The sequence below is a fragment of the Rudanella paleaurantiibacter genome (assembly GCF_009184635.1).
GTDB classification, from domain to species: domain Bacteria; phylum Bacteroidota; class Bacteroidia; order Cytophagales; family Spirosomataceae; genus Rudanella; species Rudanella paleaurantiibacter.
In genome coordinates this window covers 22,380-36,342 of record NZ_WELI01000003.1, presented here as the reverse complement: position 1 = coordinate 36,342, position 13,963 = coordinate 22,380, and the positions used below count along the sequence as shown (strand labels likewise).

The 13,963-nt window shown below is 54.9% G+C and carries 12 protein-coding genes; 3 read left to right on the top strand and 9 right to left on the bottom strand.

Annotated elements, in window-relative coordinates; translation table 11 throughout:
* Positions 1-60: 60 nt before the first annotated feature.
* The 3 genes from F5984_RS08920 to F5984_RS08910 form a co-directional block, all read right to left on the bottom strand.
* Complete coding sequence (locus F5984_RS08920; protein WP_152123935.1) at positions 61-846, bottom strand: L-fucose dehydrogenase; 786 nt, start codon at positions 844-846, stop codon at positions 61-63.
* Between the two features lie 28 nt (positions 847-874).
* Entirely contained in the window at positions 875-1,699 is an 825-nt protein-coding gene (locus F5984_RS08915; protein WP_152123934.1) for an amidohydrolase family protein, read from the bottom strand.
* 87 nt (positions 1,700-1,786) lie between these two features.
* Positions 1,787-2,641 (bottom strand): fumarylacetoacetate hydrolase family protein, encoded by an 855-nt coding sequence (locus F5984_RS08910; protein WP_152123933.1) that lies wholly within the window; start codon positions 2,639-2,641, stop codon positions 1,787-1,789.
* A 365-nt stretch (positions 2,642-3,006) separates the two neighbouring features.
* On the opposite strand from F5984_RS08910, the gene argG reads away from it, so the two are divergent.
* The 3 genes from argG to argC all read left to right on the top strand — a co-directional run bounded on the left by argG (position 3,007) and on the right by argC (position 6,617).
* Positions 3,007-4,194: an argininosuccinate synthase gene (gene argG, locus F5984_RS08905; RefSeq protein WP_152123932.1), complete on the top strand. Its 1,188-nt coding sequence runs from the start codon at positions 3,007-3,009 to the stop codon at positions 4,192-4,194.
* Between the two features lie 106 nt (positions 4,195-4,300).
* Positions 4,301-5,563, top strand: a complete 1,263-nt coding sequence (locus tag F5984_RS08900) for a glycosyltransferase family 4 protein (RefSeq protein ID WP_152123931.1) — start codon at positions 4,301-4,303, stop codon at positions 5,561-5,563.
* Between the two features lie 73 nt (positions 5,564-5,636).
* Positions 5,637-6,617 carry an N-acetyl-gamma-glutamyl-phosphate reductase gene (gene argC / locus F5984_RS08895; RefSeq protein WP_152123930.1) on the top strand — a complete coding sequence of 327 codons (981 nt, stop codon included), beginning with the start codon at positions 5,637-5,639 and terminating at the stop codon, positions 6,615-6,617.
* A 58-nt stretch (positions 6,618-6,675) separates the two neighbouring features.
* On the opposite strand, the gene F5984_RS08890 is transcribed toward argC, so the two are convergent.
* From F5984_RS08890 to F5984_RS08865, 6 genes are all read right to left on the bottom strand, one after another.
* Positions 6,676-6,891 carry a DUF4926 domain-containing protein gene (locus F5984_RS08890; RefSeq protein WP_152123929.1) on the bottom strand — a complete coding sequence of 72 codons (216 nt, stop codon included), beginning with the start codon at positions 6,889-6,891 and terminating at the stop codon, positions 6,676-6,678.
* A gap of 6 nt (positions 6,892-6,897) precedes the next feature.
* The gene (locus tag F5984_RS08885) at positions 6,898-7,233 is read right to left on the bottom strand and encodes a DUF6883 domain-containing protein (RefSeq protein ID WP_152123928.1); all 336 of its coding nucleotides are present in this window, start codon (positions 7,231-7,233) and stop codon (positions 6,898-6,900) included.
* Between the two features lie 75 nt (positions 7,234-7,308).
* Positions 7,309-8,052, bottom strand: a complete 744-nt coding sequence (locus tag F5984_RS08880; protein ID WP_152123927.1) for a TlpA family protein disulfide reductase — start codon at positions 8,050-8,052, stop codon at positions 7,309-7,311.
* Between the two features lie 71 nt (positions 8,053-8,123).
* Positions 8,124-9,395, bottom strand: coding sequence for a replication-associated recombination protein A (locus tag F5984_RS08875; RefSeq protein WP_152123926.1), 1,272 nt, complete (start codon positions 9,393-9,395; stop codon positions 8,124-8,126).
* Between the two features lie 29 nt (positions 9,396-9,424).
* Entirely contained in the window at positions 9,425-10,999 is a 1,575-nt protein-coding gene (locus F5984_RS08870) for an alpha-amylase family glycosyl hydrolase (protein WP_185155460.1), read from the bottom strand.
* 48 nt (positions 11,000-11,047) lie between these two features.
* On the bottom strand, positions 11,048-13,864 hold the full coding sequence (locus F5984_RS08865; RefSeq protein ID WP_152123924.1) for a DUF4961 domain-containing protein: 2,817 nt from the start codon (positions 13,862-13,864) through the stop codon (positions 11,048-11,050).
* Positions 13,865-13,963: the final 99 nt, after the last annotated feature.

Here is a 13,963-nt window from a genome sequence, read left to right as displayed (position 1 = left end):
CAGGCGGCTCCGATTTATCGTTTATGCCAGCTGCTTAAAGCGCAAAATAACACAAACGAATTAGTCGGTTATCGCCCGATCGAGGTGGGTGTAACCTCCGTCGATGTGAATAAGCTGACCCGTGGTGTGGCTCGACTTATCCGATAGCAAAAAGGCTACCATATTGGCAATCTCCTCCGGGGTGGTCATCCGTTGCTCCAGCGGAATTTTGCTTACAATTTTTTGGAGGGTTTCCTCGGGGTTCGGCAGCGTCTTGATCCAGTTTTCGTACAGGGGAGTCCACGACTCGGCTACAATCACGGCGTTGACCCGGATGCTGTACGGCAGCAGCTCCACGGCCCACTCACGGGTAAGAGCGTTACGCCCGCCATTGGCCGCAGCATAGGCCGAGGTGTTGCCCTGTCCGGTTTCGGCTACTTTCGACCCTATGTTTACAATACTCCCTTTCGATGCCTTCAGCGCGGGCAGGGCGTGTTGTGCCATGAGGTAGTAATGCACCACGTTTTTGTGCAACGAAGCCATAAAGGCTTCGTATGAGCCTTTTTCAAGACCCACGCTGTCGTTCACGCCCGCATTGTTTACCAGCCCATCAATACGCCCAAACTGTGCCAACACCTGTTCTACAGCGCGTTGACACTCCTCGGGGCGGGTGAGTTCGGCTACGATACTGATGGCTTTTCCGCCGGCCTGACGGATAGCGTCGACGGTTTTTCCATTATCAGCTTCGTTGCGGCCGACAATGGCTACGTGTGCCCCTTCGCCAGCCAATACCCGGCTGATGCCTTCGCCAATACCCTTGGCACCGCCGGTCACAATAATTACTTTATCGGTAAGGTTTAGATTCATGGTGTTTGAGAGTTGATGTCTTGCAAAACTACAATCGGTAAAACGACATGGCGTTGGCTCCGAATACCTTCTGGCGGACTTCAGCGCCCCAGGGGGCCACGTAGTCTTCGACCAGAGTTTTTACCTGCGTGTAATCGGCTGCGACGAGGCATACCGGCCAGTCGGAGCCAAACATCAGCCGGTCGGGACCGAATTGCTCGAATACCACGTCGAGATACGGAAAAAAGTCTTTCTTCGACCAGCCGTGCCAGTCGGCCTCGGTCACCATCCCCGACACTTTGCAGTGCACGTTTGGGTGCTTGGCTAGTTCGCTCATCCAGTTCGACCAGCGCGTAATCTCCTGTTTCTTGATGTACGGTTTGGCCAGATGGTCGATCACAAAGTTTACTTCGGGCACCTCCCGCACCAAATGCAGGGCTGCTTTGAGCTGACTGGGGTAGATCAGAATATCGTACGTAAAGTCGAAAGCTGCCAGTTGCCGAATACCCCGGATTACCTCCGGTCGCATCAGAAAATCGTCGGGTTCAGACTGGGCCACATGCCGGAATCCCTTCAGTTCTTCGTACTGCGAGTACACTTCGAGTTTATCGTACAACTCATTACTCCGCAGATCAACCCAGCCCACTACCCCTTTGACAAAGTCGTAGGCATTGGCCAGTCCCACCAGTAGAGTTGTTTCGGCGTCCGACTGGTCGGCCTGCACGGCCACGCAGCCGTCGATTCCGTTGGCTTTCAGCACCGGCTCCAGATCGGCCGGTAAAAAGTCCCGCCGAATCACGGCCATATCGTCGGTAATCCAGGTATCGCGTTCGGGCGTGTAAAACCAGAAATGTTGGTGCGCGTCAATTGTCATAGAAAGAAGGGAGAAAGGGAGGAAGGAGGGAAGGAGAAGGGGGATGAGGCCATTCTCCATTCCTCCCTTTCCTCCTTCCTCCTTTTGTTAAGAATACGATTCCCCGGTTTGCTGTTGTTCGCCGAGGCCTTCGATACCGAGCCGCACCACGTCGCCGGGTTGGAGGAAACGGGGTGGTTTGAGACCCATACCGACACCGGCAGGCGTACCCGTCGAGATAACGTCGCCGGGCAACAGACTCATAAACTGGCTAATGTAGCTCACGAGCGTCGGTACGTTGAAAATCATGTCGTTCGTGTTCGAGTCCTGCAATCGTTCGCCGTTCAGGTCGAGCCAGAGGTGCAGGTTGTTCGGGTCGGCGATTTCATCCTTCGTGACCAGCACCGGCCCGATAGGGGCAAACGTATCGGCACTTTTGCCTTTTACCCACTGCCCACCACGCTCCAGCTGAAAGGCCCGCTCCGAGTAATCATTGTGCAGGGCATACCCGGCCACGTAGTCAAGGGCGTCTTCGGTGGAAACGTAGGTTGCTTTTTTGCCAATCACAATGGCGAGTTCGACCTCCCAGTCGGTTTTCTCCGAATGTTTCGGAATCACCACGTTGTCATTGGGTCCGCAGAGCGCCGAAGTCGATTTGAAAAACAGAATAGGTTCGGCGGGGCTGGGTGAGTTGGTTTCGGCCGCGTGTTTGGCGTAGTTAAGGCCAACGCACACAATTTTGGAAGGCCGTTTGATGCACGACGCCAACCGGGCCGACGCGTCGACTTCGGGGCAGGAGTCGGCATTCGTTTGGAGCCATTGGGCCAGCCGGTCGAGGCCGCCCGATGCAAAGAACTGCTCGTCGTAATCGTGACCAAAAGCGGCTACGCTGATGCGTTTGCCAGAAGGAAGTTCAACACCGGGTTGTTCGTTGTCGGCGGGGCCAAAGCGGAAAAGTCGCATAAAAAGGAGTGAAAGAGTGAAATAGTGAAGGAGTGAATAGGCGGAAGCTGTTGGCGATGTTCTTGAGAAGATTCTTTCTCCCGTCGCCCTTTCGCTCATTCGCTCGTTCACACAGTAAAGGTCTGTGAATGCCCTTCTTTAATCATGCAGGGCTCGTAAAGATAATTCCTTTGTGTATTTCCGGGCAGAATGCCAGATATTTGCACTGCGAACAATGAACAGTGGGCAGTGAACAGAGAACAACTAACAACGAACAATAGGGTAGTACACAAGTAGTCACTATTCATTGTTCACTGTTGGTTGTTCTCTGTTCACTGTTGGCTGTTCGTTGTCCACTGTTAGCTGCTCGTTGTTCACTGATTATTATGTCTCAGAAAGTTGTTCTCGCGTTTAGTGGAGGTCTCGATACCTCGTTTTGCGTTAAATATCTGACCGAAGATCGGGGATTAGAAGTCCACTCGGTGCTGGTCGACACGGGCGGGTTTTCCGAAGCCGAACTGAAAGCGATTGAAGAGCGGGCCTACTCCCTCGGGGTGAAAAGCCACGCGACCGTTTCTAAAACCGACGAATACTACCAGCACTGCCTGAAGTTTCTGGTATTCGGAAACGTGCTGAAAAATAACACGTATCCCCTTTCGGTAAGTGCCGAGCGGTTTTTTCAAGCCATTGCCGCGGGCGAATACGCTCGCGAGATAGGCGCGTCGGCTATTGCTCACGGGAGCACCGGTGCGGGCAACGATCAGGTACGGTTCGACATGGCGTTTCGGATTTTGGCCCCCGAAGCCGAAATCATCACGCCGATTCGAGACCTGCGTCTGTCGCGCGAGGCCGAAATTGAATACCTCAAAAGCAAAGGCGTGGATCAGGAGTGGCACAAAGCGGCTTACTCGATCAACAAAGGCCTCTGGGGTACGTCGGTAGGGGGTAAGGAAACCCTTACGTCGGATCAGTACCTGCCCGAGTCGGCCTGGCCAACGCAGGTGACCGAGACGACCCCCAAAACCATTACCCTGCATTTTGAGCATGGTGAACTGAAAGGCATTGACGATGAGCAGTTCGGAAACCCCGTGGGGGCTATTCAGAAGCTGACGGCGCTGGCAGGCCCCTATGGCATTGGCCGCGATATTCACGTGGGCGATACGATCATCGGTATCAAAGGTCGGGTTGGTTTTGAAGCCCCCGCTCCGCTGATTATCATCAAGGCGCACCATACCCTCGAAAAGCACGTCCTGACCAAGCATCAGCTGACCTGGAAAGAACAACTGGGCAATTTCTACGGAACCATGCTCCACGAGGGACAATTCCTGGACCCGGTCATGCGCAACATTGAAACATTCCTGGCCGATACGCAGGCCCACGTGACCGGTAAAGTGCACGTTCAGCTTGACCCCTACCGGTTTACGGTACTGGGCATCGAATCGCCGTTTGACCTGATGTCGTCTAAATTTGGTTCGTACGGCGAGATGAACAATGCCTGGACCGGCGAAGACGTGCGGGGCTTCTCGAAAGTAGCTTCCAACCAGGTAATGATTTACGAACGCATAAAGGGGTGATAAGTGATGAGCGATGAGCGATGAATGATTTTGTGCCTGAACGAAAGAACCCGGCACGGCTCAGTTCATCACTCATCGCTCATCACTTATCGTTCATCATTTAATCTTGAACGTATTTATCGACGCCAGCCCGTTGGGCATTGGATTTTACCACCCCGAAGCGAAAACTGGCGTGAGTCGGGTCGTGGAGGAGTTGGTGCGCGGACTGTGGCGGTCGGGAGACGTACATTTGTCGCTGGCGGCCCCCTCGTACGTGTCTGAAACACAACGATACGCGCACTACACCTTCGGTCGGAGCGGCCCCCGGTTGGTTAATGATTCGGCCGACCGGCGCTGGGCAGCTCTGGAAAATACCTTACTCCGTTCGTTGTCGCCGGGCAGTAAACCGTCGAAAGCCATTCGGGCGGGGCTGAGTCAGTTTCGGCAAACGTTACGCATCAAACCCGGCCCGCTGCCCGTGGGCAAGTGGGCACCGGGTACTATTTATCATTCGCCTTTTTTCCCGATTCCGAAGGAGGTAGCGCAGGCGCGGCATATCCGCAAGGTGGTGACCATCCACGACCTGATCCCGATTCAGCGGCCTGAGTGGTTCCGCGATGGCGAGCAAACCGTTCGGCAGGTGATTGCGTCGCTCACGCCCCATACGCACGTGGTGTGTGTGTCGGAGGCCACCCGAACTGATTTCCTGAGCCATACCGGTTTCGATCCGCAGCGGGTGAGTACGATTCCGCTGGCGGCTTCGCGCGAGTTGTTTTATCCCGTTACCGACCCCGACCGTATTTCGGCGGTGCAGCAGCGGTTTGGCATTAAGGGGGGCAGCTATCTGCTGAGCCTGGCTACGTTTGAGCCCCGCAAAAACATTGACCACCTGATTCGGAGCTTTGCCCGGCTGGTGGAATCCCGTAGCATTCCCGACGATTTTAACCTTGTTCTGGTAGGCACCAAGGGCTGGAAGTTCGATCAGATTATGGCCGAAATCAATCGGACCGACCATCTGCAATCGCGTATTATTCTGACCGGTTTTGTCCCCGACGAAGACCTGGCTCCGCTCTACTCAGGCGCGTTGGCGTTTGTGTATCCGTCGTTGTACGAGGGGTTCGGCTTACCCCCGCTCGAAGCCATGCAATGTGGCCTGCCCGTCATTACGTCCAATCAGTCGTCGCTGCCCGAGGTAGTGGGCGATGCGGCCCTGTTGGTTCCTCCTACAGACTCCGATGCCCTTTGTCAGGCGCTACAGACGCTAATTAATTCGTCGGTTGTTCGGGCCGAACTGGCGCAAAAAGCCCTCGAACGAGCCGCTTCGTTTTCGTGGGACCGCTTTATTCGTGAGCATATCGAACTTTACAGAACGATAAGTGATAAACGATGAGTGATTTACATCAGCAAACTCATCGTTCATCACTTATCACTCATCGTTCATCACTCCTTACTCCTTACTTGACATGACCATAAACGTAGGCATTATCGGCGCGGCCGGCTATACCGGGGGCGAATTGCTCCGGATTCTGATTCATCATCCGTTTGCAGCTATTGCGTTTGCGCATAGTCAGAGTCAGGCGGGGAAACCCGTCTGGTCGACGCATACCGACCTGATTGGTGATACCGATTTGACCTTTGCCGGGGGCGATATGGCTCCCTTGTTGAACCAGGAGGGTTTAGATGTGATTTTTCTGTGTTCGGGGCACGGGGCCTCTAAAAAGTTTCTGGCCGAAAACGAGGTGCCGGACCATGTGTCAATCATCGACCTGAGCGCCGACTTCCGCGACGAGTCCGAAGACTTTGTGTACGGCCTGCCGGAGCTTCAGCGCGACCGCATCGGGCAGTCGGAGCGGATTGCCAACCCCGGTTGTTTTGCCACCGCTATTCAGTTGGCTCTGTTGCCATTGGCCGAGGCCGGCCGCATTCAGGATGCTGTGCATGTGAGTGCCATTACGGGCAGCACTGGCGCGGGGCAAGCCCTTGTACCTACTACTGGGTTTACGTGGCGTAACAACAACGTCTCGATTTATAAAGCGTTTGAGCATCAGCACTTGGCCGAAATCGGGCAGAGCCTGACGATGCTACAGCCTGAATTGAGCCATCCGGTGCACTTTATTCCGTATCGGGGCAATTTCACGCGGGGTATCATGGCCAATGTGTACACAACTTATAGCGGTACGCTCGACGAAGCAAAAGCTCTGTACCGGGCATATTATGCCGGGCATCCGTTTACGCACCTGAGCGAGGCTCCCATTGATGTGAAGCAGGTGGTCAATACCAACAAGGCGTTGGTGCATCTGGAAAAGCACGGCGATCAACTGCTTATCACGAGTGTGATTGATAATCTGACCAAAGGGGCGTCGGGGCAGGCCGTGCAAAACATGAATCTGGTATTTGGCTTACCCGAAGATGCGGGTCTGCGACTGAAACCGGTTGGTTTCTGATTTAGATTTGTACTGGTGCTTTCAGGTAGAGTAGTTTAATTTCTACGTGAAAGCACCATTACGCTTCAACTGGCGTCTGATAAATCTTTAATACCTGATCCTGCGCAAGAATTGGCATCGCGTACGGTACTCCATCAGGATCTGCAAATTCTACTAAAAAAGTTTGATTGTCGAAGAGTTCGACGATAGTGCCCAAACTTCCTTTTCTAAGCTTTTCAGCTGGCAAATCATGCAGAACGGCAACAACATCCAGAAGTTCAAATGAATCAGTCATTGTCGATTATTCTTTAACGTAACAACTAACTAAACGCGGAAACGATTCGCCAAACAAACAAATCCAGGCGGTCCGTACGTTTGTACGTTTGGTCTTGTGAGCCATCATAAAATCAACAGTATATAAATCACCTTGTTGGTTCCGGCCACTGTAAATAGCGTCGTTTAACAGAACAGCCGTGATAATCGCTTCTTTCAAAATTAAATAATCAGCAGCTGTTATCCCCAACGTAGCTTTAAAGACTCTGGCTTTATGCTTTCCCGTAATGTGTGTTTCCGACAAGCAATAACCTGTTAACTTCAAATCGTCAATAAAGGCCTTTTCAGCGAACGGTAAGAGCATAGACAAAGATACACCAAATCGTCGGTGGATCCGTTTACGCACCTTTCCAACGCGTCAGCGTTCTATTGATCCGTGTTAGTTTATTTTCAGCAAAATCTCTTTTAGCTGTTCCCCCTCACCCGGCTCGATGACAGCTGCAACCTTCCCTGCGCGATCAATAACGATATACGAAGGAAAGCCCATAATGGAAAATTTCTGATGAAACCCCACCGCATCGGGAATCGGTATAAAAGGCAGCGTTTCAGTTTTCAGTATTTCGTTGATAGCTGTCCGGGAAGTGCCCACTACACCCAGTACAATTGGGTTGACGGTTGCTCGTGATGGGCTGATCAAATCGTCAAGCGCTTTTGCCCCATTTGCATTCCAGAACGGTTTTTTCAATTCCAGCAGAAAAGCTAAAACAACCACTTGTCCTCTCAAGGCAGTTGAACGGTACACGTTGCCGTTCACATCCTTCATGACGAACAAAGGCATCACATCCCCCACCTTTGGCCTTTTTGACAAGTCGCGGGAGTTGACAGCGCCGGTTTGCTTTTCCTCAACCGTTAGCGGCCGGAGTTTGTAACTGCTGACCTGGGCGTACTCATCGAACACAGGTTCAAGATGGTGGCTTCTCGGGACTGTATCAATCAAACGCATAGCGTCTCGCACAGTAACTCGCTTGCCGGTTTCCTGGTCAATAATTTGTGTAGACTCGTCAAGTATTCGGCGGGTCGAAAAGGTGAATGGCTCGCCCGGTTGTTGCGCCTGCAAAGTGCCTTGCGACAAAAACCAGATGAGAAACGCACCTGTGAAAATTCTAAAAAAGGAAGTATTCATAACCTAACAAATGGTGTGTTGGTGGCAAGGAGACGTAAGTCGCCATGACTGAATAGACAAAAACTCGCCCTCTAATACCCGTACCAGTCGCCCCACCACTTTGCCAAACTACGCCGGATTTCGGCTTCACGGGCGTTTTGGCCGGGCTCGTAAAGTCGGTGGCCTTTCAGCTCGTCGGGCAGGTAATTTTGCTGGCTGAAATTGCCTTCGTAATTGTGGGCGTATTGGTAGTCCTGTCCGTAGCCAATCTGCTTCATCAGCTTGGTAGGGGCGTTGCGGAGGTGCAACGGTACGGGCAGATGCGCCGTTTTTTCGGCGAGGGCAATAGCATCGTCGATGGCTACATAACTCGCGTTACTCTTGGGTGACGTAGCCAGATACACCGCTACCTGCCCCAGAATAATCCGGCCTTCGGGCATACCAATGGCCCGGATTGCCTGCACCGCTTCCGACGCCATAATCATGGCCGTGGGGTTGGCGTTGCCAATGTCTTCCGAGGCCAGAATCAGCATCCTGCGGGCAATAAATACGGGGTCTTCGCCCGCCACCAGCATACGTGCCATCCAGTACAGAGCCGCATTGGGGTCGGAGCCGCGCAACGATTTGATAAACGCCGAAATAATGTCGTAATGCTGCTCGCCTGATTTATCGTAACGGGCAATATTTTGCTGGGCAACGGTCGTCACGCCCTCGTCGGTAATCACCAACGGGTCGGCCGAGACGTGGGCCGACGCTACCAGTTCGAGCAGATTGAGCAACTTGCGGCCATCGCCCCCCGAAAGCCGCAACAGCGCATCGTACGATTGTACGGTAATCTGCTTGCTCTGCAAAAATGGGTCGGCAGCAATGGCCCGGTCAACAACGGCAACCAGCTCATCGCGCGTGAGCGATTCGAGCACATATACCTGACAGCGCGACAGCAGGGCCGAATTGACCTCGAACGAAGGGTTTTCGGTGGTGGCCCCGATGAGCGTAATCTGCCCTCGTTCGACGGCCCCGAGCAGGGCGTCCTGCTGACTTTTGTTGAATCGGTGAATCTCGTCGATGAACACCACCGGGGCCATCAGCGGAGTGGCCCGGCTCAACACCTCCCGTACTTCTTTCACCCCCGAATTGATGGCACTCAGCGCCACAAACGGTCGCCGAACGGCTTCGGCCAATAGCAGAGCGAGGGTTGTTTTTCCCACGCCCGGCGGCCCCCACAGAATCATGGATGGCAGCCGACCTGACTCCACGGCCCGGCGCAGGGCTCCGTTCGGGCCAATCAATTTTTGCTGGCCAATCACCTCGTTGAGGGTTCGGGGGCGTACGCGTTCGGGTAGGGGTGTCGAGTCGGTGTTCATGCGTCGTTGGGTTTTGCGAAACGAAAACGTTACCGGTTTGGGTCGAGCAGGGCCACGCTGTACGGCCCCACGGTGAGGCTCGCATCGGAAATGTGGGTTGCCGGGCTGCTGTGCCAGTTCAGTTGGGTAAAGGCGGCTTCTTCGGGGGGCAGTACCGTGCTGATGGGTTGGCCGGTCAGGTTATGAACGAGCAGGGACCGCTCACCAGTTTGACTCCGCCGAATAAACGCTACTAAGCCCGTTTGCCGAATGCCACTCAGTTCGATTCGGCTCAGGTTGTCGTTGAGCACGGGGTGGCTGTTCCGAAACCCAATCAGGCGTTTGTAATGGCTGAACAACGAGTCGGGGTCGGTTTGTTGCGTGGCCAACGGGCGCACCGTCCGGCTGGTTGAGTACCGCGCCGACCGCGAACCGGTTTTGTTCCAGCGGGCCCGGTCGGGGTCGTGTTTGCCTACGTTCCAGACGAAGGGCTCGCGGATGTGTTCGTCGGGTTTCTGGCCCAGCATCCCAATCTCTTCACCGTAATACAGGTACGGGTTTCCGGGCAGGGTAAGCAGCAGGTTAGCCGCTACCTTGAGCCGGTCGGTATGTCCCTTCAGCACGCTGCCAATACGGTCCTGGTCGTGATTCGAGAGAATCAGGGCGTCGATAAAATTTGGCTCTACCTGCTCATACGCCCCCTGAATAAAGGCGAGCAACTCAATCAGGTCTTCGGTGTCATCCTCCTGCCGAATCACCTCAGCGAGCGAAAGGGCAAAGTCGAAGTTGAAGTTAGCGTGCAAGCCCCGGAAATAAGGGGCTACGTGAGCCGGTCGGGTCCAGACTTCGCCCACCAGGTGTACGCCTTCCCGACGCAGGCCGGGATGGTCGCCGGTGCGGAGAACCGTCTCTACTTCGCGCCGAAATTCTTCCCAGAACTGATGGTTTTTGGGCTCTTCAAACTCGCGATAAAGGTGCCGGGCTGCGTCGAGTCGGAACCCATCGACCCCGATTTCGGCGAGCCAAAACCGGGCAATCTGAAAAAACTCCTGCCGTACGGCTGGATGGTCGAAGTTGAGGTCGGGCATCTGGTTCCAGAACATGCCGTAGTAGCGTTCGGGGTACGAAGCCCCGGCTACCCGGTGCCACGGGTTGCGCTCCGACGAGTCGGCTGTAATGTCGCGGGTGGCCAGGTTTCGGGCCTTAATCTCGTCGGGGTGCAGCCATTTGTAATACGACCAATACGGGTTGTCGGGGCCTTTACAGGCTTCGGTAAACCAGGGGTGCTTACTGCTGGTGTGGTGCAGCACCAAATCCATCAGCACGGCAATGCCCCGCCGGTGGGCTTCCTGCACGAGCCGCCGGAAATCGTCTAGAGTGCCGTATTCGGGGTCAATGCCGTAGTAATCCGTCACGTCGTATTTGTGGTACGAGGGCGACGGATTGATGGGCATGAGCCAAATGGCGCTGATGCCCAAATCCTGCAAATAATCGAGCTTGGCCGTGACGCCGTTGAGATCGCCAATACCGTCGCCGTTGGAGTCACAAAAAGCCCGGACAAAAATCTCGTAATGGACGCCTGTATGGGCAAGGGGTGACGTTTGTTTCAAGAGGTTGTACTGCATGAGGTTATGTTCTCTACCTGTGCCCTGCACAGGTAGAGAAAACCTGATTTACTGCTTCATTAATTTCCGAACCACACGCTGCTCGCCCAGTTGCAACCGAATGATATACAGTCCGTTGGGTAAGTTGCGCAGGTCAATGGTCTGGGTCAGCGTGTCGGTTGTTTTCGTCGTCCGACTGCTGCGGAGCTCGCGACCTGAAGCATCGGTCAGGTACAGATTTACCAAACCCCGGTATGGGTTACTCAGTTCCAGCCGGGCCTCATCGGCGCTCGGATTGGGCGAAAGCGTCAGACCATCGACGGGTTGCTCGGTCACGGCCGTAACCACCGCCATCGATGGCCCGAACGGTACAAGCCCGGCCTCCGGTTTAGGCAGGGGTTGGCTTGAATACAGGTGAAACTCGCCCGGTTGCATCATTACGGTGCTGTTTGCGTCGGTAACGTTGATCGATTCGCCGGTGAAGAAGTCGTACCAACGGCCCACACCCGGAAAACCGCCCGGTACGGTACGGACTTCGGCGTCGGAGTTACCGATGAGGAAAATTGTATTGGCCGGGTCGCGGAGGGTGATGCGCTTCACCAGGTCGTTGGTGGCCATCGTCACATCGGCCGACCGGAACGCCGGTACCGTTTTTTTGAGGTTGATCAGTTCGCGGTACACGCCATACAGTTTTCGACGATTGGGGTCGCTGTAATACTCCCACCGAACGGGCTTTGCTCCGGTACGACCGTTTTCGTCGATGCTCACATCGTAGCCCAGTTCGCCAAATTGCCAGATTAGCTTCGGCCCCGGTGTGGTGACCAGAAATGCGGCCGCCAGTTTGGCCCGCTCAAGGGCAGTGGGTAGCTGGGTGGTGTTGTAGCTGTTTTCGACGCGGCCGTTTTTCAACACATCCACCAGCAGTCGCTCTTCGTCGTGGCTCTCGGCATACCCAATCAGGTTGGGCCGCTGCCAGCCGCGCTCTTTGGCCGAGAGGCCGTTGAGGTTGGCGGCCCGGCCTTTGGCAGTATTCCGAAAATCGCCGTTGTGATTGCCCCAGAACATCATGCCGTAATCAGCCAGTTCTTTCTCCTCGGTATTGTCGGCAAAGTGTTCCAGAATTACATAGGCGGTGGGGTCTACGGCCCGAATCTGGTCATAAATGCGTTTCCAGATGCGTACCCGGCTGATGTCGTAACTACTCCACGACCCTACATCGCTACCCGACTGCTTTTGCGTGAACCCTTTCGACAGGTCGAACCGGAATCCATCGAACCGAAACTCCTGCAACCAGTACGTATTGACCCGCTCAACCAGGGCCTGCGTGGCCGGGCTCTCGTGGTTGAAGTCGAAAAAGACGCTGAACGGGTGTGTTGCCTGTGGATTGAAGAACGGATTGTCGGGGCTTGGGCGGCTGCCGTCCCAGTACATTTTTACGTATGGGTACTCGTAATCGGCCTGATTCAATACCATGTCGAGCACAACGGCAATGCCCTGCTGATGAGCGGCTTCGATAAACCGTTTCAGGTCGTCGGCGGTACCGTATGCCTTGTCGGGGGCAAAGTAAAAAATCGGGTTGTAGCCCCACGAGTCGTTCCCGGCAAACTCCATAATGGGCATAATCTCGATGCAGTTGATCCCCAGCCGTTTGAGGTAGGGTAAGCTGTCGGTCACGGTTTTGTAGTTGCGGTTGGCCGAAAAGTCGCGGACGAGCAGTTCATACACGATCAGATTGGCCGGGTCGGGGCGCTCAAAGTTGACTTTACGCCAGGGGTAGGGCGTTTGGTCGGTTTGTAGAATCGACACGATGCCTGTAGCTCCGGCGGGGTAGGGCTTCAGGTTGGGGTAGGTAGTAGCCGGGATAAACCGGTCGTTGTTGGGATCGAGAATCTTGGTGGCGTAGGGGTCGGCCACGGCCAGGGTGCCATCTACCAGATACTGATACGCTACTTCGGCCTTGGGGGTCAGGTTTTTCAGTTCAATCCAGTAGCGGTTGCCGTCGGGTGTCCGCTTCATGAGGTACTCGGGCGAGGTGCGCCAGTTGTTGAACTCGCCAATGGCGTACACGAAGCTTTTGCGCGGAGCAAACAGAACCAGGGTGGCGGTGCTGGGGCTGGCGTAGTTCACACCATCGCGCAGGCCGGCGGGTAGCTCGGCTACGGTCGGCTCGGGCCGAACGGTGAAATAAAAGGTGTCGGCTGCGGCTTGCCCCGTGGGCGAAGTCATGGTCATGGCCCGAAACACAACCATCCGGCGGGCACCCGATTGCGTGCCGGTATTGATCTGTGCCCGCAGGGAGTCGCGGTCCAGCACATTTGCGACGGGTTGCCCGTCGACGGTCAGGGACAGAGCGGCCCGTTGTGAGGTTTGGTAGCGTACGGGTAGGTTGGTGTTGGGTGCAACAAAGAAGTCTTTTCCGGTTGGCTCGATCCGGTTAATACTGAGTCGGTTGTCGTAGATTCTGACGTACAGGTCTTCGGTTTGGGACCGGCCGTCACCGCTTTTGAGTAAAACGCCTAACCGCCGGATGGGCTGGTTGGCGGGTACGTTGAAATAGGTGCGGGGTACGATCCGAATCTGCCATTTGTTATTGCCGAGGGCGGTCATGGTGCCCGGCACAAAGGGGGCGTTGAAATTGGTTTGTCCCGTTGGCTGGAATTGAAAGGCGTCGCCGGTTTCGGTGGTGCCAGCCCCCGACCAGAGGTACACATCGCCCGTTTTGCCGAGCAAACCGGCGGCCCGGTTGTCTTTGGCCTGTGTGAGATCGAAGATGAGCGTCACCTCGCTGTCGGCTGTCGGAAAAGCGGGGACGGTGGTAACGACCTGACTTAAGGTGCGTTGGGCGAGAAAGAAAAGTGAAACGAAGAGAAGGAGACGAACGAACATAGAATCTTGTGATAGCGTAAAACCAAAAATACGGATAAAATGGCCTCTTTCCGAAGGGGCTAACCGGAGGGTTAGTCGAGGGGGGTATCCGAGGGGGCT